This window comes from Enterococcus hirae ATCC 9790 (assembly GCF_000271405.2).
GTDB lineage: Bacteria > Bacillota > Bacilli > Lactobacillales > Enterococcaceae > Enterococcus_B > Enterococcus_B hirae.
The window spans coordinates 1,151,646-1,177,471 of the sequence record NC_018081.1 but is presented as its reverse complement, the minus strand read 5'-3'; the positions used below and the strand labels follow the sequence as shown (position 1 = coordinate 1,177,471).

19 protein-coding genes, 1 pseudogene and 1 other annotated feature are annotated in these 25,826 nt (G+C 36.6%); of the genes and pseudogenes, 3 read left to right on the top strand and 17 right to left on the bottom strand.

From position 1 onward, the window contains the following. Positions 1-36: 36 nt before the first annotated feature. Together EHR_RS05670 and EHR_RS14600 are read right to left on the bottom strand one after the other, a co-directional pair. Complete coding sequence (locus EHR_RS05670; protein WP_010736986.1) at positions 37-984, bottom strand: WxLIP family cell surface protein; 948 nt, start codon at positions 982-984, stop codon at positions 37-39. A 310-nt stretch (positions 985-1,294) separates the two neighbouring features. Continuing rightward, positions 1,295-1,423 carry a hypothetical protein gene (locus tag EHR_RS14600; RefSeq protein ID WP_014834422.1) on the bottom strand — a complete coding sequence of 43 codons (129 nt, stop codon included), beginning with the start codon at positions 1,421-1,423 and terminating at the stop codon, positions 1,295-1,297. Positions 1,424-2,167: 744 nt separating this feature from the next. Here EHR_RS14600 and EHR_RS14685 point away from each other — a divergent pair. After that, positions 2,168-2,310: pseudogene (locus EHR_RS14685) on the top strand (ISL3 family transposase); the annotation flags it as partial. 104 nt (positions 2,311-2,414) lie between these two features. On the opposite strand, the gene EHR_RS05665 reads toward EHR_RS14685, so the two are convergent. The 8 genes from EHR_RS05665 to EHR_RS05625 all read right to left on the bottom strand — a co-directional run bounded on the left by EHR_RS05665 (position 2,415) and on the right by EHR_RS05625 (position 10,795). After that, complete coding sequence (locus tag EHR_RS05665; protein ID WP_010736985.1) at positions 2,415-3,230, bottom strand: MurR/RpiR family transcriptional regulator; 816 nt, start codon at positions 3,228-3,230, stop codon at positions 2,415-2,417. Beyond that, the gene (locus EHR_RS05660) at positions 3,208-4,125 is read right to left on the bottom strand and encodes an N-acetylglucosamine kinase (RefSeq protein WP_010736984.1); all 918 of its coding nucleotides are present in this window, start codon (positions 4,123-4,125) and stop codon (positions 3,208-3,210) included. Before EHR_RS05660 ends, EHR_RS05665 begins: the two co-directional genes overlap by 23 nt. 53 nt (positions 4,126-4,178) lie before the next feature. Beyond that, a complete protein-coding gene (locus tag EHR_RS05655) occupies positions 4,179-4,508 on the bottom strand; it encodes a PTS sugar transporter subunit IIA (protein WP_223603559.1) in 330 nt (109 codons plus the stop codon). 284 nt (positions 4,509-4,792) lie between these two features. Next, on the bottom strand, positions 4,793-6,052 hold the full coding sequence (locus EHR_RS05645) for a PTS sugar transporter subunit IIC (protein ID WP_010736981.1): 1,260 nt from the start codon (positions 6,050-6,052) through the stop codon (positions 4,793-4,795). 25 nt (positions 6,053-6,077) lie between these two features. Beyond that, positions 6,078-6,383, bottom strand: coding sequence for a PTS sugar transporter subunit IIB (locus EHR_RS05640; protein WP_010736980.1), 306 nt, complete (start codon positions 6,381-6,383; stop codon positions 6,078-6,080). Between the two features lie 16 nt (positions 6,384-6,399). Next, entirely contained in the window at positions 6,400-7,821 is a 1,422-nt protein-coding gene (locus EHR_RS05635) for a glycoside hydrolase family 1 protein (RefSeq protein ID WP_034686410.1), read from the bottom strand. A gap of 518 nt (positions 7,822-8,339) precedes the next feature. Next, a complete protein-coding gene (locus EHR_RS05630; protein ID WP_010736978.1) occupies positions 8,340-9,065 on the bottom strand; it encodes a pseudouridine synthase in 726 nt (241 codons plus the stop codon). 83 nt (positions 9,066-9,148) lie between these two features. Continuing rightward, positions 9,149-10,795 carry a putative polysaccharide biosynthesis protein gene (locus EHR_RS05625; protein ID WP_010736977.1) on the bottom strand — a complete coding sequence of 549 codons (1,647 nt, stop codon included), beginning with the start codon at positions 10,793-10,795 and terminating at the stop codon, positions 9,149-9,151. A gap of 241 nt (positions 10,796-11,036) precedes the next feature. Here EHR_RS05625 and EHR_RS05620 point away from each other — a divergent pair, with 241 nt between their 5' ends. Together EHR_RS05620 and EHR_RS05615 are read left to right on the top strand one after the other, a co-directional pair. Beyond that, positions 11,037-11,630 (top strand): YitT family protein, encoded by a 594-nt coding sequence (locus EHR_RS05620; protein ID WP_010736976.1) that lies wholly within the window; start codon positions 11,037-11,039, stop codon positions 11,628-11,630. 278 nt (positions 11,631-11,908) lie between these two features. Beyond that, the gene (locus tag EHR_RS05615) at positions 11,909-13,411 is read left to right on the top strand and encodes a UDP-N-acetylmuramoyl-L-alanyl-D-glutamate--L-lysine ligase (RefSeq protein ID WP_010736975.1); all 1,503 of its coding nucleotides are present in this window, start codon (positions 11,909-11,911) and stop codon (positions 13,409-13,411) included. 157 nt (positions 13,412-13,568) lie between these two features. Here the strand turns inward: EHR_RS05615 and celB are convergent, their stop codons facing one another. The 7 genes from celB to leuS form a co-directional block, all read right to left on the bottom strand. Beyond that, a complete protein-coding gene (gene celB, locus EHR_RS05610) occupies positions 13,569-14,912 on the bottom strand; it encodes a PTS cellobiose transporter subunit IIC (protein WP_010721020.1) in 1,344 nt (447 codons plus the stop codon). Next, a complete protein-coding gene (locus EHR_RS05605) occupies positions 14,912-15,430 on the bottom strand; it encodes a hypothetical protein (protein WP_010736974.1) in 519 nt (172 codons plus the stop codon). The genes celB and EHR_RS05605 overlap by 1 nt, the downstream gene beginning before the upstream one ends. Positions 15,431-15,444: 14 nt before the next feature. After that, positions 15,445-15,759 carry a PTS cellobiose transporter subunit IIA gene (locus tag EHR_RS05600; protein WP_014834421.1) on the bottom strand — a complete coding sequence of 105 codons (315 nt, stop codon included), beginning with the start codon at positions 15,757-15,759 and terminating at the stop codon, positions 15,445-15,447. Between the two features lie 24 nt (positions 15,760-15,783). Next, complete coding sequence (locus tag EHR_RS05595; RefSeq protein WP_010736973.1) at positions 15,784-17,763, bottom strand: BglG family transcription antiterminator; 1,980 nt, start codon at positions 17,761-17,763, stop codon at positions 15,784-15,786. A 16-nt stretch (positions 17,764-17,779) separates the two neighbouring features. Further along, positions 17,780-18,094 (bottom strand): PTS cellobiose transporter subunit IIB, encoded by a 315-nt coding sequence (locus EHR_RS05590; protein ID WP_010736972.1) that lies wholly within the window; start codon positions 18,092-18,094, stop codon positions 17,780-17,782. 220 nt (positions 18,095-18,314) lie between these two features. Then, complete coding sequence (locus tag EHR_RS05585) at positions 18,315-22,004, bottom strand: hypothetical protein (protein WP_010736971.1); 3,690 nt, start codon at positions 22,002-22,004, stop codon at positions 18,315-18,317. A gap of 1,069 nt (positions 22,005-23,073) precedes the next feature. Continuing rightward, positions 23,074-25,488 carry a leucine--tRNA ligase gene (gene leuS, locus EHR_RS05580; protein ID WP_010736970.1) on the bottom strand — a complete coding sequence of 805 codons (2,415 nt, stop codon included), beginning with the start codon at positions 25,486-25,488 and terminating at the stop codon, positions 23,074-23,076. Positions 25,489-25,613: 125 nt separating this feature from the next. Further along, positions 25,614-25,824, bottom strand: a binding site (T-box leader). Positions 25,825-25,826 lie beyond the last annotated feature (2 nt).

Below are 25,826 nucleotides of genomic sequence, written 5' to 3'. Positions count from 1 at the left end.
TGAGGTGATCACCATGATCCACAAACTCCATATTAACTAGGACGGAATTTGAACCTTAAAGGTAGATTCCTTGTTGATTATTTTTGTTTGCTCCTCTGAAATAGTAAATTTTTGTGTAAATTCCCAAGTATTTTTCTCTGAAATCACACGACCTTTAAAAATATAGTCTCCAGGCTTGAGCTCTTCCTTTTTCCAATCAAATTGGAAAGGGTAGACAGAGTAAGGAGCCATTCGAACATTTTCTGTTTTGTGTGTTTGTACAACTTTTTCGCCCTCTGCTTGAAGAATTTCTCCTTCTACTGTTGATTTTTCAAGAATATAAGGATTTGGATTCACAATATCTGCTTGAACCACTTTTTTTCCTGCAACTAATTTAGCCTCTACGTTTTCTAATGTTAAATCCACTCCCTCATTGACACTCATAACCGGATCTGCTTCTTGGTTGGTTAATACCACACCTAGTGTGTAACTATAAGTATTTTCCACTGACAATTGTTTATTTGAAGTATCTTTATTAGTTAAGTCTGATACTACAATTCCACCAAGAATGATCCCTTCTTGTTCTTTTTCCGGCATTTTTAAATCTAATGTCGCAATTGCTTCCCCATTAGCTGGTACCTTCACTTCCTCTTCTTGTGGTTTCAAAAGAGACGTCAAAGGAGTGTTTAACGTCTTATGGTCAGCTAACTTTCCTGTGTAATCAATCAAACCATTCGCATTCGTATTTCCATTGGTTACTTTCACATGTAGTGTTTTTTCAGCATCCGATTGGTTGATCAATTTCACTTTTAATTGATCAACTGCCCCAGGTTCTTCTCTCAAATAGAAATAACTAACATTAGGATCGATTTGGTGTTCATTCGCAACACCTTCAATCGTATATCCACCATTTGCTTGCGCTGTCTCATCTGCTTTTACGTTTATACCTAGCCAACTACTTACACAAACCAATAACGTGAAAAAAATAATCTTACTTTTTTTCATCTATCTACTCTATCCTTTCTATTTATTTTTCTATATACTTAAATACCTAAAAAATTTTCCCAATTAAAGTTGCTCTTTTCATTACGTGTGTTTAATGTATTTTTCTCACTTTCCAACTAAGGTCGATCATTTGATTAATAGCACTAACTATAGTCCCAGAGCGTATAAAACGAGAAGTTGAACATGCTACTTGTTTCTTCATTTATCCTCTCCTTATTCATTGGCTTATATCCTAAAGAAACAAGGTTTTAGTATAAAACCTTGTTTCCTTAGGAATAAAACCATATCGTTTTATTCCTAATAAGCTAAATTAAGGATTTGGAGCAATAGTTAAGTTCCAATCAATTGTTCCTGTATAGCTACCAGCCGGTACTACACTGGCATTTGGAATATTAATTTTAAAGTTCTCTACAGAGTAATCATATATTCCATCTTTCATACTACCTTCTTTAGTTTCCATAATAGTTGTAGCTGTGTTACTAATTGTTAAATCCTTTGCAGTGGTAGTAACTACATCGTTAGCAATAGTAGAAAGGTTTCCTTTACCATCATTTTCTTGAACAGTGCCGTTGGTACCTTTAATTGTGACACCTGTAAAATCACTCGCATGTTGATTTTATAAGTTTTTTTCTACAAATCAATCGAAAAAATACAAAACAAACCTTAGGTGAACGCCCTCTTTTCCCCCAAAAAAAGTAAATAAACAGTTTTTTTGTTTGTTTTGTTTTTCAAATATTAAGCAAAAAAAAAACTAAAAATAAAAACCACAATAGAAAATTCTATTTAAATAAAGGGAGTAATCTATAAAACATACTTATTCAATTGATTTAATCAAGTCTTCTGCGGTATTTTATTTCTCTTCATTTTTATCGAATAATGGTTTTTATGGTCGTTTGTTTAATCACATTCAATACCTTTTTGGATCTTAACTAGGAAATCGACTATGATGACGGTACCATTTTTTGTTAAGTACATGATTCTTAATGAATAGAGAGTAATTATCGACCACTTGTTTAAAAAATTATTGACTGTTCTCTCTATAAGTATCTCTATTATTAATATAGGCTATACTTTTTGATATTCGTGCAATTCGCAACATCTTTTTTAAGATTCAAAAAATAGAAAAGACACCTTGAACTCCTTTAGAATTAATTTCGCGAACCAATTCATAAGAGGATTCAAGATGTCTTATACTAAGTTTATCAAAGATAGCTAAATACCCCAGACCCAACTATCCATTTCTAGAAAAATTGTTTAACCAAAGAAAAATATAAAGGACATATTTGCTTGATTTATAAAGATGTTCTTCAGTACAAGCCAGAAGAATAGCCACATTCTCCAACATATGGGAAGTACTTTTTTAAACTACCGAATGAAGGAAAACAATGCACTGCTTATGTTTTTTTGAAATATGAAGCTTTTGATTATCTTCATATAGTATTTACACTTCTAGAATATTTCAAATAGAAGAAATAGACGATATCAATGGTCAACAGTTGTAGTAATAACGAATGCGTAGCGCCACTTCCATAATGGCCATTTTCTATATTGTCTGTACGAGAAGTTTGAAGCACATATTGCACTGCCTTCTCTAAATCTGACCCACCCAACTGAGTCATTCCAATTGTTGTTATATCATTCTTTCTGGCTTCTCTAATCAATTGTAAGACTTCTCTGTTTTTCCCTGAATGAGAAATCCCCCAAAAAACGATCTTGTTATACTCTAAATCATTTTTTATTTGTTCCAAAATCAATGATTTGTCTTTTTCAAAGATAACCATTTTCCCAATTTTCAACCACTTTTGTCGTATATCTTCTGCAGCTATTCCAGAAGTTCCTACGCCAAATACATAAATCTTGTCTGCATCATAAATTTCTTTGACAATTCTGTTAATAGTTTTTTCATCTAATAGTTCCCCTATAGAATCCACAACCAACTTGTCATTAATTAATATTTTATTTTTAGTAACTTCAAATGATTCATCAAACGAAATATAATTGTATTCATTTCTAACTTGTTTTTCAATTGAACGAGAAACAGCTAATTTAAAATCAGAATATTTTTTATAACCTATTTTTCTTGAAAAACGAATAACAGTAGCTGGGCTTGTTTCTGATAGATCTGCTAATTTTTGAGCAGTCATGTGTGGAATATCACCAAGATTAGCTAATATGTAACTAGCTAATTTCTCTTCAGTCATGGACAACTCATTTTGAACATTCTCAATGTTTTTTATAAGACTCATTTTTTTCTCCTTTGTTTCTTCTATAGTAATAATACACAGCCTTCGTATTAAAATCTTGGGATATAGGCAACACTCTAATATTTTTTTGTGCTAGTCTTCCTATCAATGATTCTCTAATGAATTCATTTTTTTCTAACACAGAACCGGCAAAAGCAATTTCCATATTTTCTTGTTTCGCTTTCATTTTATGAATCAAACTATCTAACAATAAATTTAATGCTTCTATAGAATCTGTCAAAATTTTGGATTTTACATCCCCATCTTTCGCATACATGGCAACAAACAAGGCTGCGTCTGCAATTTCTTTTTTGCTTTTTTCATAAAATCGACTAATAGCTTTCATTGAATCTTTTTCACCAATATATTCCAAAAATTCTAAAGAAAAATCAGTTAGTTCCAATCCAGCATCTAATTCATTTACTAATTGTTTGTAACAAGCCAAACCAATAGAATAAGCACTTCCCTCATCTCCTAAAAGATGCCCCCACCCACCTACTCGATAAAAAGTAGCATGCTGCAAACCATAGCCAACTGATCCCGTTCCTGAAATGATCAGTCCGCCATCATTTCCTTTTAGTTTATTAATTAGTGCCAATTTCGCATCACTCATTACAATGAATGGACAGTTATATAATGCTTTTAATTTGTTTTCAATATCATTTTGAAGCCCACTTGTTTCTATTCCTGCAATCCCCACAAGAATCATTTTAACTTCATTATGATATTTAGTTAATAAAAAATTTAACCCTTGTTGAATAATCGACCACGCATACTCTTTTTGGACAACAATATTTGCTGCATCCAAGTTAAAATCTTTAACCAAAACACCATTTACATCGTACATACTAAATTTTGTTTTTGTTCCGCCAGCATCTACCCCAATGAGATATTCCATACCTACACTCCTCATAAAAAGAGGACTTTATAACTAAGCCCTCTTTTAACGTATTAATTATTTTCATTAATTTGCTTTTGCATTTTGATTAATCGCTCAATCAATGCTTGTTCACTCATAACCGTCATTAATTGATCTTGGGCATGAATCAATAGTAAACTAATTTCGCCTTTACCCGCCAGATTATCTTGAATCAATTGAGTTTGAATATTATGTGCTATATTCATCTCCTCTTTTGCCTTGTTTAACAAATTATCTATTTCGTCATATTTTTTATTCTCTGCACATTCTAACGCTTCAAATAACGATCCGCGTGCATTCCCACTATGAACAATCAAATCAAAAATGATTGTTTCTAATTCTTCCATATTTTTCACATCCATTAATATTTAATTCTGTTAATAAAGACGATAAATAAATAGATTACAAATCATAAACATTACTACAAATGTAAGAAAAGTAAAATAAATATACCGCTTCCATTTAAACGGTTCTTTTTTTTCAAAGTATAAAATGATCATTGGAAATACAAAGCTTATTGCTAAAATATTTCCCCAAAATAAAAGTTTTTTTGAATTATAAATAGTACTAAAATAAATAAGAATGATGTTTATGATTAATAAACACAAAACATAAACAAAAGCATTTAAAAAACGGGATTTATCTCTCATTCTTCTTCCAACTCAAGTTGTAATTGTTTTTTGTCATAAATTTTAAAGAACGGATAATAAATAAAAGTTGATATCAAAATATTTATAATCACTAACACAATCGCACGCCAATCTCCGCCAGTTGCTAAAAAAGCGCCAATTGGTGCAGGTAATGTCCATGGTGGTTGTACGTACATCAAATGAATAAATTCTAATTTAAACGCAAACCACGTTACAATAGTCATAATTACTGGTGATAAAACAAACGGAATAAAGAATAGTGGATTAAGCATGATCGGGAATCCAAATATAACTGGTTCATTGATATTAAAAATACTTGGGATCAAGCATGCTCGACTAATTGACTTCGTATATTTGGCACGGCCAAATATAATAGCGCAAATAATCAATCCTAAAGTAGCTCCCGATCCGCCAATCCAAATAAACCATTGAAAAAATGTTTCTGGAGCAATATGTGTAGGTGTCTGATGGTTCGCCACTTTTTCAGCATTTTCAGTAAAATATTGTAACCAAATTGGACGCGCCACAGAACCAACGATTGAATCTCCATGAATCCCAAACAGCCACAAAAATGTTACTAACAAGACTGGAACTAACACACCTAAAAAGGTATCCCCTGCTTTAACTAAAGGAGAAAATAAAACTTGTATTACTTGTTCCAAGTTGATTTTAAACACTACATTAATTGTACCAATGACAGCAATTACAATGGCAGCTGGAATAACTGCTTCAAAAGAATGCGCCACCGAACTAGGAACTTGTTCAGGCATCTTAAACATCACATTTTTTTCTTTACAAAAACGTAAAACTTCCACTGCAAAAATTGCTAAAATCATACATGGAAAAATTCCAACTGAACCTAAAGATTCCATGGGTAACATTAGCCCTTCATCAAATTGAACTGGCATAATGCTTAATAAAAAAGCAGCTACTGATAATTGCCCCCCTGTCAATGGATCCAAGTCATAACTTTTAGCCAAATTATAACCTATACCAAAACAGATATATAAAGACATAATCCAAAAAGTCATTCGATAAGGAATTAATATTTCACTAATGTGTTCGGCTGCCCATTGATGAATTCCCCAGGTTTCTGGAACTGGCGGAAAAGCAATAATTAAAAAGAAACTTCCTACGATAATGAATGGTATCGCCGAGACAACGCCATCCCGCAAAGCTCGTAAATGACGTTGCTCTGAAATTTTTGACATAGGCAATGCCACTTTTTCCTCTAAAACTTCAAAAAAACGGTTCATATTCTGTCTACAACCTTTCTTTTAATTAGTTTTGTTCAATTAAAGCTAATAAATGTTTTCCTCCCAGTGGACTATAATCTCTAGGTTGAATCAATTCAATTGGCAAATTCATTTCATCTGCTACCTCTTTAAATAATTTAAATCGGTGTTTCACTTGCGGGGCAACTAAAATGATGTCCCATTTCTTTGATTTCATTGCATGCTCTGCTTCGCCACTTCCAACTGCGGAACTTTCTAATTCAACATTATTTTTTTCTGCTTCCTTTTCTAAAGCTTTTTCTACAATCGCACTAGACATTCCACCAGAGCAAATAAATAAAACGTGTTTCATAACAATTACCTCCAACTTAAATTTTATTTGTTTGTTTCTTTATAAAATCTTGATACCAATAAAAACTGTCTTTCTTGTATCGACGGTATGTTCCGTTTCCTTCATTATCCCCATCAACATAAATTACCCCATACCGCTTATCCATTTCACAACTACCAGCAGAAACAATATCAATGATGCCCCAAGCAATATATGCACGAATATCCACTTTGTCTTCTTTTTCTGCCTTAATGATCTCGTTAAAATGAGAATCAAAATAATTGATTCGATATAAATCATGAACTTGTTCTTTTTCCAATACATCCTTCGCGCCAAAACCATTTTCAGCAATAATGACAGGACAATTATAGCGATCATAAACTTTATTCAAGGTTGTACGTAACCCTATTGCATCAATCTGCCATCCCCACTCACTAGCTTGAAGATAAGGATTTTTAGTTGTAATAACTAAATTACCAGCAGTTTTCTCCACTTCTTCTGTAGTGACAACACTTGAAGAATAATAAGAAAATGAAATAAACTCACAAGGAAATTCACTCAATACTTTTTTATCGTCTTTAGTTATATTCAAGTTAACCTTATTTTTTTCAAAAAAATCGTCCATGTAATAAGGATATTTCCCTTTCATTAGCACATCACTACAAAACCATTGATTAACTTGTTCTTCCTTCACTAATTTGAAATTATCTTCTGGTTTTGGCGTAAATGGGTAATAACAAAAACATGAAATCATTGCACCAAACTCCCCAGATACCTTCAATTTTTTTGCTAACTGGATCGTTTTCGCATTCGCAACAAACTGATGATGCAAAGATTCAAAAACTTTTTGCATATCATAGCCTTCACTTTCCGGCTTAATTAAACCGGTTCCATTATATGGGCTAAAGTAACCAGCATTTATCTCATTAAAAGGTAACCAATAATCAACATAACTCCCCCAACGCTCAAATACAAAATTCGCAAAATTCAAATAGTAGCGAATCATATTTCTATTCGTCCATCCACCATAATTTTCGACCAGATACAAAGGTACAGCATAATGATTCATTGTTAGAAAAATTTTAATATTGTTCTGTTTACAAAATTCAAAAATCTGATCGTAGTACTGAACGCCCTCCATATCTGGTTTTTCTTCAATTCCTTTTGGAAATAGCCTTGCCCAACTTAATGAAAAACGATAAATTTGAATACCTAATTCTTTCAATAAGTTTAAATCTTCTTCTACATACTCATAACCTTTCGTTCCAACTCTAAATGGATAATACAGCTTACTTTCTTCATCTTTCGATTCTTGAATCACTTGTTTGGTTAATAATCTCGTCTGCATAGTTGCATTACTATTTCTTGGCAAATATGGTCTACAATCTTGAGTATCGATTCCTTTTTTTTTGTCAAAACCTCCTTCATATTGACTTGCCGCAGTAGCTCCTCCCCACATGATCACTTTTGTAACCCCTTTCTTTTAGCGGTAAAAAAAAATTATAATTCTAATCACAAATACTAGACGACCAATTAAACATAGAATCATAATTACATAGCTAATCATACATCCTACGAATTTTTATTTCAACATTTTTATAAAAAATAAGATTTTTTATTCCAAAAAGAACAGCCGTTAAAATTCTATTTTACTAGTACAATAATCAAATTTCTCTCTTAATCCATCGATTCAATAACATTAAATAATAATAAAAAAACTAATACAAAAGCTATTAACTTTATTGGTTCTATACTTTTTAATGAAAGTGCAGATCGCCAACATCTTTTATATGATGGAAAAATATAGAAAAGACACCTTGAACTCCTTTAGAATTAATTTCGCGAACTAATTCATAGGAGGTTTCAAGATGTCTTTTACTTAGCTTATCAAAGATACCCTAACTATCATTTTATCATTTGACAATGAGCCTAAAAACAGGCTAGCTGGCTTTTGTTTCTTCATTGTATTTTGTTTGATTACATTTCCTTCCCCTCTAACTGCTTGACTTCTTCAGCTGTCATTGGTCGATACTCGCCGAGTGCTAAGTCTTCTGGGAGCAGGAAGTTCCCCATTCGGATTCTTTTAAGATAAGTGACTTCTTTTCCTACGGCTTTGACCATCCGTTTGACTTGATGGAATTTTCCTTCATGTAGGATCAAGTGAATCACTGATGTTTCATCTTCCGAATTGACTGAAACAATCGATAACTGAGCAGGTCTGGTTTCTTCGCCACCATCAATCGTCAATCCTTGACTAAATGCCTGTACATCAGCTTCGGTCATGATACCGTTAACTTCAGCGAAGTACTCTTTTTCGACGTGTTTTTTTGGGGAAAGTAAACGGTGCGCCAAGCCGCCATCATTTGTCACAACCAATAAGCCTTCTGTATCTTTATCTAAACGCCCGACTGGAAAAAGGTCTTCCCGATAAGAAGTATCATCGAATAGATCAAGCACTGTTTGATCGTAGTTGTCTTGAGTGGCTGAAATTACTCCAGCTGGTTTATTGAGGATATAATAAAAATCTTTTTGGTAAATGAACTGTTCGCCTTCATAAGTCACTTGATCCTTCCATTCATCTACTTGGAATTTGTCACTTTTAATGGTTTGATCGTTCACTTTGATGTGCCCTTTTTTGATCAGTGCCTTGACTTCTTTGCGACTGCCTAATCCGACATCCGCTAAAAATTTGTCTAATCGCATGCTTTTCCTCCATTTGATTGAAAAAAGAAGTTAAGGGATAATAGGGAACATTATTCCTAACTTCTTTTTTCAAATTTTATTTACTACTTGATTCTTAATCGATGGCGTAATCGAACCATACTTGGTCCTAAAAGACGTTCAGCTAATCGAATTTTTAACGCTAAGTATGCGTACACCGTACCGCCAACACCAGCTACAAATAAAATCAAGAACAATGACTGAATTTTACTATCTTGATTGAGGAATAAACCGAAAACAGATTTCGTGACCCCAGCTGCTGCCAGCATGATCAGTGTCAAAATAAAAATCAATAGTGTTCTCCGCCAAACAAAACTTGGTTTGAAACGTGCCACTTGACGCATCTTTTTTAAAATCAACGTGCAAGAAACAGCAAAACCGATCATCGTCGCAAATAATGGACCATAGACTTCAAACAGACGGATCGCTGGATATTGCAAGATCACCTTCACGACAAAACCGATTGCAAGATAACGGATCGCTGCGGCATTTTCAAACATCCCTTGAAGCATATTGGAAACTAACATATATAGACCAAGGAACAGCCCCACAAAACTGGCTTGGATCAACACGTGACTTCCTAGTTTATCAGGTGCATAAAACAACGTATTTAAAGGATAGGCTAGCAAGATCACGCCAAAGGTAGCAGGAAACATAAAGAACGAAAACAATTGTAAATTGCCACTTGTCAGTTTCGCTAAACCACGGTGATCTTTGATCGTCACTGCTTCGGTGATCAACGGCAACCCAGTAGAAGCGATGGAAGTAGCAAGCGCAATCACGACCATCGTCAATTTATCTGGGTTTGCACTGAAAATTGAAAAGAGATCCAATAACTGATCTTTGGAATATTCAGTCGTTGCTGACATGATTTTAATAAAGGTAAACTGATCTACTAATTTAAAGATCGTCACTCCTGACCCAACAATAATAAACGGAATCGCTTCTTTGATCGTATCTAGTAACAATTCTTTTGTCGCTACGTTGACTTGGTTATGACTATACTGGACACGTGCCGCTGAATACGCCTGTTGTTTTTTCAAAAAATACAACAAAACCAAAATACTTGCTAACATTCCGATAAATGCAGCAAAAGTCGACTGAGTAACTGCTGTGACATAATCGCCTTTCATGACTTTCATAATAATAAAGGTCGCAAGCAACATGTAAAAGATCCGTGCGACTTGTTCCACGATTTGGGAAAGTGCATACGGCATCATTTCTTGGTTTCCTTGGAAATACCCTCGTATAACACTCATACAAGGAAAAACAAGTACCGCGATACTGAGTGATCGCATCGTTGGAATCAATTCTGCTCCGCCACCAGAAGCATGTGCGAGCCAAGGCGAAGCCACATACATAAATAATGAAAATAAGAGTCCTAGTACACCCATCATCTGTAATGCTCGAATAAATAAACGCCGAGAAGTCCCATATTCATTTAATGAATTGTAGCGAGCGGTTTGCTTGGCGATCGCCGCCGGAATCCCAGCTGTCGAAATCAGTAGGAACAAAGCATAAATATTGTAGCCCATATTGAATAATCCATTAGCAGCTTTCGCATTCTCCCCCATCCAAGCGTACCAAGGGATAATGTAGATCGCACCGAGTAACCGGGAAATGATATTACTAGCTGTCATCCAAGCAGAGCCACGAGCCATTTTTTCTTGAGGTGTTAAATTTTCCATTGCTGGTTTTCGTTGATTAGTCATCGATCAGATTCCAACTTTCTTCAAAACATTACTAACAGTTTAATAGTAAAAAGGGAAACTGGCAATCTTTTTTGTGTGATTTTTCTGTAAATTCAACATTTTTAAGATAACGTTTTCTTTCTAGCTATCATAAAGTTCCTCCTCAATAATGTTCGTTATTATTTAACATTTATAATTACTAACGAGTTGTTTTTTTCTTATGCTATACTAGTTCTATAATTAGCGAACGGAGGATGCGCTTATGCTGAAAGAATTGAAAAAAACACCGATCATTTTACTAGGTGTCGTTTTTATTGCCATTGGTTTGAATTGGTTTTTACTGCCACATGACATTGCTTCAGCAGGAGTCGGAGCGATCGGACATTTAGTTGAGACTGCCTTTTTGATTCCACGATCCATCACGGTTTGGTCAGTGAATGTCATCATGCTGCTATTAGCTATACTCTTATTAGGAAAAATGATCTTCATTAAAGCAGTATTTGGTAGTTTGCTCTTTCCACTTGTGTTAGATGTGATTCCTAAAACACCGATTTTTTATTCTCATCTTCTTTCGTTGATCATGGGAAGTCTACTTTTTAGTACGGGTGTCTATACGCTTTATACAGTTGGTGCATCAAACGGTGGCGTGACAATCCCACCAATCATCCTCCAAAAGTTCTTCCGTATCCCGGTTTCTAAAGGATTACTCTTAACGAATCTAATCATTGTTTGGTTGAATTATCTTGTGTTTGGATTACGGGAAACCCTCTATGTCTTATTTTCTATCGTTTTAAGTTCACTATTCTTAAAGCTATTGGGACGGATCTATCCGATCACAAATGATCTAGAGGCGTGATGCTCTCACTGTTGATTCAAGAATTACGTGCAAAAAAATCAAGAACTGTTCTGTTGGAACAATGTGTTATGCATTCGTTTCGGATAGGTCAGTAATGCTAGACAAGTAACAAGCAATTTTTATATAAAAAAGAGAAAAAGCTCAACACGTTCGGTCGTTTTGAGTTTTTTTCTCTTTCCTATTCTCTTTTGAGAAAGCTGATTCCCTTTTTAGCAACTCTTTTGAAGTATGCTATAATAAATCAGAACCCAATGAATAATAAAGTGAGGGATGATTCAATGAGCTTCTCTTTAGAAGATATCCGTAAATTATTGATCAAAGAAAATTTATTAAAAGAATTTGTTTCTGTTCAAGGTTGGCATTTAGATGCTCCTGAGCAATTTGTATTCAAAAAGTTAAGTTATGACTCACGCCAAGTAGATCATGAGACGTTGTTTTTTTGTAAAGGTCTGAATTTCAAAGAAGAGTATTTAACAAGTGCGATCTCGAATGGTTTGAGCTACTACGTCGCTGAACAGCCTTACGAAAATACAGCAACTGGTATCATCGTGACTGATATTCGCAAAGCGATGGCGATCCTTTCCATGGCTTTTTATCAGTATCCCCAAAAACAATTGCAAGTGATCGGCTACACTGGAACTAAGGGAAAAACGACAGCATCCTATTTTACCAAAGCCATTTTAGATCATGCGACAAACAACAAAACAGCGTTGCTTTCAACAATGAACACGACTTTAGATGGACAAACTTTTTTTAAATCCCATTTAACAACGCCTGAATCGTTAGACTTGTATCGCATGATGGCGGAAGCGGTAAAAAACGGTATGACACACTTAGTGATGGAAGTTTCCTCACAGGCTTACAAAACACAACGGGTATATGGTTTAACGCTAGATGTAGGAATCTTCCTGAACATCTCTCCTGATCATATCAGCCCCATTGAACATCCAACTTTTGATGATTATTTCTATTGCAAACGTCAACTGATTTTAAATTCTAAAACTGTGATTTTAGATCATGAAAGTGATCATTTCGATCTTTTACAGGAAACGGCTGAGTTAGCAAACGTCCCTTACATCACTTATGGACGTTCTGCCGAATCTGATTATGAAGTAAAAAGTTTAACTTCAGGGAACCATGCCTTTCACTTGATCAAACACAACGGAAAACTTGATATCGAAGCAGACTATGAGATCCAATTAGCCGGTGATTTCAACCAAGAAAATGCAGCAAGTGCTATCATTGCGGCTGCGTTGACTGGCGCTTCCATCGAGGATGCCCAAAAAGGACTCAAAGCAGCACGTGTGCCTGGACGGATGGATCAGTTGATCCAAAAAAATGGCAGTCATGTTTATGTCGATTATGCACATAATTATCTCAGTTTAAAAACATTATTAGAATTTGCCAAAAAAGAACATCCGAAGGGTCGGGTCATCGTTGTTCTAGGTAGCCCCGGAAACAAAGCAGTTTCTCGCCGTCAGGATTTCGGAAAAGTATTATCAGAAACGGCTGACGTCGTCTTTTTAACAGCGGATGATCCAGCGTTTGAAGATCCACAAAAAATCGCTGAAGAAATCAATGCAGCTATCACTAATGCTGAGCTTGAGGTTCACTATGAAATGGATCGTCCAGAAGCGATCAGACAAGCATTAGCGATCAGCAATCCTGAAGATTCCGTTGTAGTCGCTGGAAAAGGAGTCGATCCTTATCAAAAAATCAATGGGATAGATGTTCCTTATAAAGGCGATTATGAAGTCGTCAAAGAACTGATTGAAGACTGAGTATTTCAATGAATACCACTTATTTACAATAAAAAATACGAGATGCGAAACGTATTGAAGCGACCTCCAAAAATTAGATTTTTTGAAGGTCGCTTCACATTTATCGTAGTTTTCTATCTTTGTTTTTATTGAATTAATTGAAGCAAATCACATGGCTTTATTCCGCAGCTAATTCGGCTGCTTTTTCTCTTTCTTCAGTCAATAGTTTATTGTCATAGTATTTGATGAATGGTAACCAAATGAAGAACGCTAAAATTGCACATAATACTGCTAAAACAGCCGCCTTCCAGTCTCCCCCACTACCGACAAATGCGCCCACACCAACTGGCGAAGGCCAAGGCATTTGCGCCAGCATTGGCTTAACGATCTCGAAGCGAATGGCAAAATAAGCTAGTGAAGCCGATGCCATCGGTGCTAGGAAAAATGGAACAGCCAGATACGGATTATAAACAATTGGCATCCCAAAAATAATTGGCTCATTGATATTAAAGATACCTGGAACTAGTGAAGCTTTCCCTAGTACTTTTAATTGATCGGATTTAGCCAAAAAGGCAATGAAGAAGATCAATCCTAATGTGGCCCCTGATCCTCCTACTGTTACATAGGAATTATTAAATTCGCCAGCAAGCGGGAAATTCGCTCCCTGTGCATTTGCTGCCATGTTCGCTAATACGATCGGTGTCAAGAAAGAAGTAATGATATTGGCGCCGTGGATACCCACGATCCATAGTGCATGGATCAAGAAATAGATCACCATGATCCCTAACCATGTGTTCGTTAATTGAGTAACAAACCCGAATGGGATCGCAATCATTTTGAAGATATCTGTTCCTAATACAACCAACAGACCATTAACAAGCATCACGACGAAGCCAATCACAAATGTAGGGATCAAAGCTGTAAAGGAACGAGAAACACCTGGAGGTACTACATCAGGCATCTTGATGACCCAATTCCGTTTGACACAGATGCAATATAATTCAACAGCTATATATGACATGATGATTGCTGTAAAGATACCGGAAGTGCCTAGCCGCTCGACAAATGAGCCCATCCGAATCCCGTTCACAACAGTTTCCGTATCTGAGATACTAGCGATCAAGCTTACTTTCCCATCGGATAACACTAATTCCGGAATACACATGAAGAAAGCAAATACCGCAAGCAGCGAACCAGTTAAAGGATTGACATTCAACCCTTGTTCATCTCGTTCGATTGAAGTCAGTTCATAAGCAAAAACAATAGCAAAATAAATGGATAAAATCCCCATGGTCATCGTGTTGATGATCATGTACAAATCACTGACTTTAAAAAATGTAGCGTTGAAAAACCCTTCAAGAAATGGAAATGGTAAAGGTAAGATATTCAAAACCAAAAACATCGACCCGACAATCGTAAATGGAATCGAAGCCATCCCTGCTGCCATTACCGCCCGAACGATTTTCATTTGTGCAATTTTTCCCATCGGTCCCATCAAATACTTTTCCAAAAATTTAAACATTAGTTACTCCCCTTCCCTAATTGTGAAATCTTTTCATATTGTTTAACACGTTGATATTGACGGTCTTGATTACGTTCAATTTTTTCTAAGCGGAACCAGCAAAAGCCACAAACAAAGATACCGCTTACAAATAATGCGAGTAAAAATAGCTTGGTGCTATGATCATTAGACATAAATGGAAAAAATGAGCGATACCATGGGGTAAGTAGTAAGCCACTGATTCCTACGTTCATCATTCCTTGAATCTTAAAATAATTGCTCGTCCAAGGTGCTCGGTTCGTGTGCGTACGATAAAGTATGACTTGTTCACCGATAGCAGGAACGATCAAAGCCAGCAAGCTAAGCGGCAGTAGCCAGGCACTGCTTCTTGCGATTAATAGTAGTACTAGCCAATTAAGATTGATGAAAAAGAAAAAGGCTGTCAAATAACGAATCACAAGATAACGATTGAAGTACATGATTTTCAAACTAAATTGTTTCTTTTCTAAAGCTAATTGTTGCTTCTTAGTTTCATCCACCTTAATCTCCTCTTTCAAGCTTTTTGTTGATACAAATAACTCATTTCATTTGCGACTTCTAAAAGGGTCATTGTTGTCATTAAATGATCTTGGGCATGGACCATGATGATCTCCATCTCGATTTTTTGCCCACTTGCATATTCTTTTAGCAAGTTTGTCTGGGCTTTATGCGCTTCTAAAATAGCTTCATTTGCTTTATCTAATTGTTGACTTGCTTCCGCTTTTTCTCCTTGCCGTAGAAGTTTGAAGGCTTCATGAATCAATGTTCGGGCATTTCCACTATGCAAAATAATATCAAAAGCGATGACTTGTAATTCTTCACTCGTCATATTTCCAGTCACACGTATTCCTCCTTATTCAATCACCTCGTCAAAATGATTGCTAAAATTTTCAAACGTTGGTTCAATTAAAATTTGTTGTTGCAAATCTGTGCGATCAATTAATTGCACAATTGCTTTTGTCACTATAGTAATTTCTTCGTTTTCAATAAAAGATGGTGACACGAGAAAAACAAATTTGATCTGTTGGTAATCATCCCAAAACATCCCCTCCGGAATCACTGCGACTGCAATTTTTGTCGTGACCCCTACTGGAATAGCTGGATGTGGGACTGCAACGGTTTCACTGAAGACAATCTGTCCCATTTTCTCTCGCTTGCTGATTTGTGCCATCATTTCAAGGGTATAATCTTTTACTTCGTCTTTTTCTAAAAGCGAGAGTAGGTCTAAAATCACCGTCTCTTTAGTTGGTCTTTCAGAATAGACTTTGTACCATCTTTCAGAAAGCTGGCCATGATAATCCTGTCTTTTTTTCGGAGAATCTGTGCAAATAGTTTTTATTCTTTTTGACGGACAAGGTTGTAAGTCCGCAATCGTCTGTCGAATTTTTTGGCTATCTAGTGGATTCAAAAAGACACTCACATGTAATACGGGGATCTTAAAAATCATCGTTGATAAATCGATTGATGAAATAATCATATCTACGCCCATCAAAGTCATTTCATTGATCTCGTAATAACCTTTGACATTGGTCACTAAGAGCATTTCGCCAAACTCAGCAAGCACACGATTCTTCAACAATTGCGCACTTCCATAACCAGTTGCACAAATGATCAATACCCGTATTTTTTTCGCTGTTCTGACTTTTTCTAAAGCTGCCATGATGTGTAAGGTAAGATACGCCCATTCATCTTCATTGATCGTGAATTGTCGTAACATAGGCATTTGACTAAATATTCTTTTCGTCTGTTCAAAGGCGACCATATTTTCTTTTTTTATATCCTCAGTCAACGGATTCTCTAAAGTAATCCCTTGCCGTAGACGAACCACCATTGGCGTCAAATGATTAAGCAGACCATTTTTTAATTGTTGATCCTCAATCAGTGAATCGCCAAAAAAGTCGGCAAGCTGCTCAATCACTCTTGCTAATTCCTCGTAAAGCAGCTCATCATTTATTTTTTCGATGGGATTAGACTTAGCAACCAAATGCAATGTCAGATAATGAATTTCCGCTTCTGGAAAAGGTACTTTTGTCACACGATTCATTCGTTGAACGATCTTTTTTGCTACTTGATATTCACGGCGATCCACTAACTCTTCACTAAAATCTAAAGCTTCAATGGGGAATCCTTCGTTGATTCGCTTGATCGTCAATGCTAGGTGTAATGCTAGATTTTGCATGATAAAATCAGAAACTTTTAAATTTGCTTCTCGGATCTCATCTAAAATAATGATTAAAACCTCTTCAAAATTGAATTCATTGAAAAAGTGACTGTTCACTAAATAATCTTTTAAAGAATTAGCTGCTTGATCACCAAAAAACGTGTCCATAATAAAATGGCGCTTGTTTTGCTCTGATCCTTCGATCCACATTCCTTGTCGTGGTTTAGAACAAATTTTTAACGCATAGGGCTCAATTTTTGCCTTTATCTCATTTAGATCATTGGATAAACTAGAACGGCTGATAAAGAGTTCCGACTCTAATTCATCCATAAAAATGGCTTCATCTTCTAGCAATAACTTATTTAACAGATATTTTTGACGATCTTCAGTTTCAAAAAATTCCATTTCAGACATGCCTTGATCAGCTGCGATATTTTGATGTTTTAAAAAAAATGCAAATGCCAAAGGCTTTAAGATCGCCAACTGATATCCTTGTCCTTGTTTGGCAATAATTTTTGCTCCGTTTTTTTCAATTTTCTCTTTGACATCAACCATGTATTTACGGATTGTTCGATCAGATAAAGACAATTCAGAAGCAAGCTCATGACTAGTGATATATTTTTTTTGATAGTTGATCAATAGCCCTAACAATGCTTTTTCGATCTGTTTCATCTTTATCCACTCCTAGTTAGATATTTTCTTCAATCAATTCCGCTAATTTCTGAATACCTGTGGGAATCGGAACATACGCTTGAAAGGGGATACTAACCACAGGTTTATCAACCGTTTTTCCTAGTTTAACAAACTTATCTAAAAACATCGTGGTTTGAGGACTAATGAGAAATAAATCAAAGTCGCTTGACTTGATCATTTTATCGCCTTCTGTCGCAGATACCGCATCGACTTCGATTTCTTCCCCCTTTTGTTTGAATAGATCCGTGGTCTTAGAAGCCATCATAGAAGATGACATCCCTGCTGCACAAATAATCAATGCTTTTTTCATTTTATTTGCTCCTTCCTTTTCGTTCTATTTAAAGTATAGATTGTAAACGTTTTCTTTACAAAAGAAATACTTCCGTATCGATTAGGAAGAAAAAACATACAAAAAAAGAAACTGAGCTAAAACTTGCCTCAGTTTCTTTTTTAGTTGGTTAAAAAATTCTTTCTGTTTGTTTTCGGAACTATCCGATGCTTTCACGATCTCTTTTGAATAGGTCTATATCTCATGGTGTTTTAAAATGCAACTGCATCAAGTAACTAGGTCTGATTGGAGCATCTAATGTTTCCGACAAGATGTTATCACCTGCTGTTCCAAAGAAAGAGAACTCATAAGCATTCTGTTCACTTGTTAAAGTGACAAGTTCGACGGTTTCTGATAGATTTTGACCATTTGATACTAAAACTACCTCTTGTTCATGATCCGTATTTTGCAAACCTAATGTCAGTTCAGTTAATCGTTCGGTTTCTTCAAGACTAGTCATGGCATCCACATAAACGGATACCGGACGGTTGGAATTATTTTTGATCTCATAATTTGGTGAAGCGATACCAGCTAGAATATCCTCCTGTACAAAACTCATACGTGCAGGAATGGTGACATCGATGTATTGTGCGTTAGATGTAATCGTCAATATTCCGTCTAGTTCTGTTTTATTGCCAAATTCATCAATCAATTTCAGCGTAAATCGATGATCGTCTGCAGGCAACTCAGAAAATTCTAAGCCGTTCTCGAAAGTTAACTCAAGTCGGATATTTTCTGGTAAGGACCAATTGTCAGTTGGATCGCCATCTAACAACTCTCGTAAATCCGGCATTTCACTTCCTTGCTCATAGACAAGTGAATCTCTTAGCTTTCCTTCTGGAGGTGTTGTATCCTCGATCAATAGATTTATAGGTGAAAAGTGTTGTTGGTTTCCTGCTTCGTCTGTTAGAACAGAGGCTACAACATACGCAGTAGCTGAAGGCACTTTCCCAGCAATTTCAAACTTTCCTCCTTGAAGATCCTCCAGCCCAATCGTAATCTTTTCTGGTAAACTCCAATTATCTTGTAAAGTCCCTTCTTTAATCACACTCATTAACTCTTCTCGGCTAAGACTGCCTGTACGTCTTGCTTCAAATGAAACACTCCGTTCAAACTCTGCTGTCGGTGCCTTCGTATCTACTACTGTATATTTAGTAGTAAGTTCTTGCGTGTGATTCGTTGTTTTGTTTTTGACAGCAACTGTTACTTCTCCAGTTGCTCCAGGTGCCCATTCTTTCGGTCCATTAGTCAGACGATACTCATAATCATCGGTATCTTTTGGTCGTTTATCAAACCATGATTCTAGAATCGTCCGAGATAATTCTTGGCTTCGTTGTGCTTCAACAACCACTTCAGACTTTATTTCAAACCGTTCACCGATGTACAACTTACCCTTAAGTTCTCTAGCATTTCCTCTTTCATCCGTCAAGGTTAACGTAAACTCGTGCGCCCCTTCAGGTAATTCTGAAAACTGCTTGCCGTCCTTGAAGCTTAACGCAAGTTTGATATTTTCTGGTAGCGACCAGTTGTCGGTGGGTTCGCCATCTAATAACTCTCGTAAATCTGGCTCTTTACTGCCTTTTTCAAAAAACAGTGACTCCTTAAGCTTGCCCTCTGGTGCTTGCGTGTCAACGACTGAAATATTTTTCATGTATCGACTCGTATTTCCTGCTTCATCTGTTAAGGTAATAAAAATATTACTGTACATACTTGGTGCCTTTCCAACAAGTTCAAACGGTTCATTTGCGGATCCGATGTTAGTCAATCCGATCGTAATCTTTTCTGGTAAACTCCAATTATCTTGCAGATCACTCTCAATCAACAGTTCTCGTAGTTCTGCTTGCGTGAGCGCACCTGTACGCCTTGCTTCAAACACGATCTCTTTTTTAAGTGTTGCGGTGGGTGCTTTAGTGTCTACGACGGAGTATTTCGTTTCATATTCTTTTGTTTCATTCGTTGCTTTATTTGTGACAGCGACTGTTGCTTGTCCGTTAGTGTCTGGTGCCCATTCTGCCGGTCCGGAATACAGACGATAGTCATAACTGTCAGGATTGTTTGGTAATTGTTCAAACCAGCTTTTGAGAATTTCAGTTGATAGCTCTTTGGCTCTTTGTGCTTGGACAACCACTTCCGATTTGATTTTAAACGCATCACCGACGTGTAACGTACCTTTGAGCTCTTTAGTATTTCCAGCCTCATCCGTCAAGGTTAGCGTAAATTTATGCTCTCCCCTAGGTAATTCCGAGACTTGCTTGCCGCCATCAACAGCCAACGAAAGACTGATTTTTTCTGGCAAGGACCAATTGTCGGTTGGATCACCCTCTAGTAAATCTCTTAAATCTTTCAGTTCCATTCCTTGTTCAATCACGATTTTGTCTTTTAGTTTCCCATCAGGAGGCGTAGTATCAACCACTTGGATACGATAACCACTTCCCGTAGCAGCATTCCCTGCTTGGTCGGTCACACGTACCTTGACAATTTCAACATCTGGTTGAGTCCCAGCAATCTCCCAAGGAACGTTGGAACCGTTATAATCAAATAACTCAATCTGGAGATCCTCCGGTTTACTCCAGTTATCTTCTAGTTTTTCAAATATACTCCTTAGTTCTTCATCAGTGAGACTCCCTTTTCGTCTAGCCTCCAATGGTGCATCCCTGATTACTGTGTATTTTGGTGCAGTAGTATCTACAACAGTATAGTTAGTCGTAAATTCTTGCGTGTTATTCGTTGTTTTATTTTTGACAATAACTGTAGCTTTTCCAGTTGCTCCAGGTGCCCATTCTGCCGGTCCGGAAGACAGACTATAGTCATAATTCCCTGAATTCTCCGATATCGTAGAAAACCACGATTTTAGGATGCTCGTAGATAGTTCTTTTCCTCTTTGTGCTTCAACGGTCACTTCATTTTTGATCTCAAATTCAGGTTGCTCTTTCTTCACTGTAATCGTTCCCAGCAAAGCATTGACATACGAAACATCTTCGATCGGGATCGAGTCTAAAACAGAGTATTGGGAGGCTACAGCCGTCGTCCCTAGTTTCACGTCTCCGTTAAGTACTAATCGATCTTCTTTTGCACTGGTCGATGCCAGCCTAGTGATCGTGACGGTAAAAGATGCGGCATAAGAAGAAATACTCGGCTTCGTAACCGTCACTTGGTACCCATTGACACTTTGATCAGATGGAATCGTTAACGTATACGTTCCGCGGTAAGATGAATGATTCCCATAATACATCGTATCGTATGGATAATCATCCGTTGTGGTTAGATTACTTGCTATCCAAGAAATCCAACCATGATCTTTATCTTGAGTGACCTTCTCATAGGTAGGCACATTCACAGTAAAGGAAGTCTTCGAACCAACGGCAGCTCCCAACATAATAGTGCGATTAATCTGTGTCGCTAACGTTTTCTCAATATAACTTTTTTTCCCATTTGCTATCAGATCAGGTCGATATTTATCTAGGTTTGGTAAACTATTCTTCCTTAACTCAGCACTTTGTCGAAGGACTGGTGGTACAGGATCTTCCCATGGAATCACAGGTTCCGTTACTTCAGTTGGCTGTTCAGTTGGTGTTTCAGTTGGTACTTCTTCCGCTTCTTGTTCTTCAACGATCGGTACTTCCTCAACTACAGGTGCTTCTTCTACGATTTCCTCTGTATTTTCTTCTACTGGCTCTTCTACCTCGATTGACTCTTCTGTTGAGTCGTTTGCAGCTGTTTCAGGTGAAACAGGTTCTTGCATCACTGGTTGTTCCCCTTGATTTTGTAAATCCTGTACAAACTCCGTATCTAGTTCTGGTGGTGCTTCCTCAGCAAAAACGGTTAATGGATAAAGACAATTTTGGAACAACAACAAAGAGGTTGTTATCGTTCGCAAATGCTTGCTTTTCAAATTTTCTGTCCTCCTCTCTTACTAATACACTCACTCTTTTTCCTTGCTCAAATTCTCTAAAAGGAAAGATTAAATAAACAAAATTTTTATTATTTCTTATGAACATTCCTAGTGTGAACGTTCCTAATATTTGTAAAAGGTTACTTTTTTGCTCATGAGATGATAGTTTATTTGACTATTAACATAACAAAAATCACTATGTAAAGAAAAATTTTTCATTTTAATCTTACGTATACTCACCTCCAAAAACATATGAAACACCTACACTAAAATTATCTACGATTATCCACTTAGAACAAAACCTTTTTTTACCGATAGAATGGTAATTTTTAACAGATTTGTGGTTGTTTCATCGGCCTGTCATTTTTCTAAAATAAAAAAAACAAAATAGCGTAATACTATAGCTTGGTATTAAAAAAAAGAAAACATGCCAACTAAATAAAAATAACAATGTTTTAAAAAAATGTGTCATTTGTTTACGTTCAAAAGTTATCACGATGCAAATATTGTGAGACATAAGCAATTTTAATAAAACACTTTTTGTTTTTTTCACTTCTGTAACTAACAAAAAATAACTGTTCATCTTGGATAGTCATTCACAAAAAAAAACGTCAGCAAACTTCCACTCGGTGAATGTTTCTAACTCTTCAATTGATATTTTCTTTGTTTTAGTTTCTCTTCACTTTATTTTTCTATAAAAGAGTTTGAGAGGAAGCGACCCAAGACAAATAAATAGTATTTAAGCATCTGCTCGGAGCTATCCGCCTCTTTCACGATCTTATCCACGGTGTTTCAAGCTCTAACGGAAAATAAGCCGAAGAAAGAGGTTGAGCCAACACATGGCTCAACCTCTTTTCCGGCTTATTTCTCAGAGCTAGACACTTTTGTCATAATCTCTTTTTTGTTTATTCAGTTATAAACTTGCTGAACTGATTGCGACTTATAAAACATCTTAAAATACTGAAACAGCCAAAATTGTTTTTAATGATCTGTTCTTCATTCTGAAAGTGGCTCTGGGTTTCATCGAAAGCTCCTTCAACAATCTCTTATAATTCACTTGTTCCTGCTTTTAATTAGCCACGATATTTACTAATTTATTTGGTACAACGATCACTTTACGAACAGTTTTGCCAGCAATGTTTTCTTTGATCGTTTCATTGTTCATCGCTATTTTTTCAAGTTCATCTTTTGGTAAGTCACGTGAAACATTAGCTTTTCCTCGGACCTTACCATTGATTTGGAAGACAACTTCGATTTCATCTTCGACTAAAGCTGACTCATCATAAGTTGGCCAAGCTGCATAAGAAATCCCTTCCTCATTTCCTAAGATTGCCCATAGTTCTTCACCCATGTGTGGTGCGATCGGTGCCAACAATTGAACAAATCCTTCGATATATTCATAAGGTAGTGCATCCACTTTATACGCTTCATTGACAAACACCATTAATTGAGAGATGGCTGTATTGAAGTGAAGATTTTCGTAATCTTCCGTAACTTTTTTGACGGTTTGATGATACACTTTATCTAATTTCCCATCATTTAAAGTGGTGATTCGATCACGCATCTTATTGTTTTCATCCACGATCAAACGCCAAACACGATCTAAGAATTTGCGGCTTCCTTCTAGTCCATTTTCACTCCAAGCAATCGATGCGTCTAATGGTCCCATAAACATTTCATATAATCGTAATGTATCTGCGCCATATTTGGCCACGACATCATCTGGATTAACGACATTGCCACGTGATTTAGACATTTTTTCGTTGTTTTCTCCCAAGATCATTCCTTGGTTGTATAATTTTTGGAATGGTTCCTTTGTAGGTACAACACCGATATCATATAAGAATTTGTGCCAGAAACGAGCGTACAGCAAGTGAAGAACGGCATGTTCTGCTCCCCCAATGTAGATGTCTACTGGCAACCAGCGTTCTAATTTCTCATAGTTCGCTAATTCTGTTTTATTATGTGGATCGATATAACGTAAATAATACCAAGAACTTCCAGCCCATTGTGGCATCGTATTGGTTTCACGGCGACCTTTTTTGCCAGTCACAGGATCGACAACATTCACCCATTCTTCGATGTTAGCCAGTGGCGATTCTCCTGTTCCACTTGGTTTGATATTAGTCGTTTTAGGCAAACGTAATGGCAGCTCTTCTTCTGGTAAAGCTGTGACTGTACCATCTTCCCAATGAATGATCGGAATTGGTTCCCCCCAGTAACGTTGACGTGAGAATAACCAGTCACGTAAACGATAGCTGACCTCTTTTTTCCCACAACTATTTTCTTCTAACCATTCATTCATTTTAGCAATGGCTTCTGCTTTATTCATGCCATTCAAAAATTCAGAGTTGATATGAGGACCATCTTCCGTATAAGCAGCCTCTTCAATATTTCCTCCTTCGATCACGGGAAGAATTTCTAAATCAAAGGTTTTTGCAAATTCATAATCACGTTCATCGTGAGCAGGTACAGCCATGATTGCTCCAGTACCATAAGAAGCTAACACATAGTCAGCGATCCAGATCGGGATCTCTTTTCCATTAACTGGATTGATTGCATAAGCTCCAGTAAAGACACCCGTTTTTTCTTTTGCTAGATCTGTACGTTTCAAATCTGATTTTTTAGCTGTCTCTTCGATGTATGCTTCAACTGCTGCTTTTTGTTCTGGCGTCGTGATTTCTTGCACCAAGTCTAATTCAGGAGCTAAAACAGAGTACGTTGCGCCAAACAGTGTATCTGGTCGTGTGGTAAAAATCGTGTACGTTTTATCTGTTCCAGCAACTTTAAATTCAACATTTGCTCCTACTGAACGACCGATCCAGTTGCGTTGCATTTCTTTGATGCTATCTGGCCAATCTACTAAATCAAGATCATCAAGTAAACGATCTGCGTATGCAGTGATCTTCAGCATCCACTGACGCATTGGTTTGCGGACGACATCGTAGCCGCCACGTTCACTTTTTCCATCGATCACTTCTTCATTAGAGATCACCGTACCAAGTTCAGGTACCCAGTTAACTGCTACTTCTGCTTCATATGCCAAACCTTTTTCGTATAATTTTGTAAAGATCCATTGTGTCCATTTGTAATATTCTGGATCAGTTGTGTTGACTTCACGATTCCAGTCATAACTAAACCCTAAAGAATTGATTTGACGACGAAATGTTTCAATGTTTTTTTGTGTAAATTCAGCTGGATCATTTCCTGTATCTAATGCGTACTGTTCGGCTGGTAGTCCGAACGCATCCCATCCCATCGGATGCAAGACATTGAATCCTTGACTGCGTTTAAAACGAGATAAGATATCTGTTGCTGTATAGCCTTCCGGATGTCCAACATGCAATCCTTGACCTGATGGGTATGGAAACATATCCATCGCATAGAACTTTGGTTTTTCAGGATCATCATGGGTATTGAAGGTATTGTTTTTTGCCCAGTATTTTTGCCATTTCTTTTCGATTTCTTTATGGTTATAACTCATTTTCTATCCCCCTGATCTATTTGTACTTCCACATCAATCTGTCGAAGTTTAGTGAAGTCTAGCCTCACCTTTTTGTTTTTTTCATCTGAAGAAAACAAAAAAGTCCTATAAAAAGATTGCTCTTTTTATAGGACGTAATCTACGTGGTACCACCTAATTTTGCCTTTTCACAAAGGCCTCAAACGTTGTAACGGTCGTCACCGCTCCTACTTACTCTGTTTGTGATTTCAGTAGGCGCAACTCAAAGGCGAGTTCAAAAGCGTCCGTACACATTTCCACCAACCATGTGCTCTCTAAAACTTTCGACTTTTTACTACTTCCTTTTCAGGCGTTGATTT

Coding starts and splice junctions, on each gene's coding strand:
- EHR_RS05590 (WP_010736972.1), bottom strand. CDS start 18,094: ATGAAAAAAGCATTGATTATTTGTGCAGCAGGGATGTCATCTTCTATG.
- celB (WP_010721020.1), bottom strand. CDS start 14,912: ATGTTTAAATTTTTGGAAAAGTATTTGATGGGACCGATGGGAAAAATT.
- EHR_RS05670 (WP_010736986.1), bottom strand. CDS start 984: ATGAAAAAAAGTAAGATTATTTTTTTCACGTTATTGGTTTGTGTAAGT.
- EHR_RS05630 (WP_010736978.1), bottom strand. CDS start 9,065: ATGCGATTAGACAAATTTTTAGCGGATGTCGGATTAGGCAGTCGCAAA.
- EHR_RS05600 (WP_014834421.1), bottom strand. CDS start 15,759: ATGACGAGTGAAGAATTACAAGTCATCGCTTTTGATATTATTTTGCAT.
- EHR_RS05640 (WP_010736980.1), bottom strand. CDS start 6,383: ATGAAACACGTTTTATTTATTTGCTCTGGTGGAATGTCTAGTGCGATT.
- EHR_RS05660 (WP_010736984.1), bottom strand. CDS start 4,125: ATGGAATATCTCATTGGGGTAGATGCTGGCGGAACAAAAACAAAATTT.
- EHR_RS05665 (WP_010736985.1), bottom strand. CDS start 3,230: ATGAGTCTTATAAAAAACATTGAGAATGTTCAAAATGAGTTGTCCATG.
- EHR_RS05645 (WP_010736981.1), bottom strand. CDS start 6,052: ATGAACCGTTTTTTTGAAGTTTTAGAGGAAAAAGTGGCATTGCCTATG.
- EHR_RS05620 (WP_010736976.1), top strand. CDS start 11,037: ATGCTGAAAGAATTGAAAAAAACACCGATCATTTTACTAGGTGTCGTT.
- EHR_RS14600 (WP_014834422.1), bottom strand. CDS start 1,423: ATGAAAGATGGAATATATGATTACTCTGTAGAGAACTTTAAAATTAAT.
- EHR_RS05635 (WP_034686410.1), bottom strand. CDS start 7,821: ATGTGGGGAGGAGCTACTGCGGCAAGTCAATATGAAGGAGGTTTTGAC.
- EHR_RS05655 (WP_223603559.1), bottom strand. CDS start 4,508: ATGGATGTGAAAAATATGGAAGAATTAGAAACAATCATTTTTGATTTG.
- EHR_RS05615 (WP_010736975.1), top strand. CDS start 11,909: ATGAGCTTCTCTTTAGAAGATATCCGTAAATTATTGATCAAAGAAAAT.
- leuS (WP_010736970.1), bottom strand. CDS start 25,488: ATGAGTTATAACCATAAAGAAATCGAAAAGAAATGGCAAAAATACTGG.
- EHR_RS05625 (WP_010736977.1), bottom strand. CDS start 10,795: ATGACTAATCAACGAAAACCAGCAATGGAAAATTTAACACCTCAAGAA.
- EHR_RS05595 (WP_010736973.1), bottom strand. CDS start 17,763: ATGAAACAGATCGAAAAAGCATTGTTAGGGCTATTGATCAACTATCAA.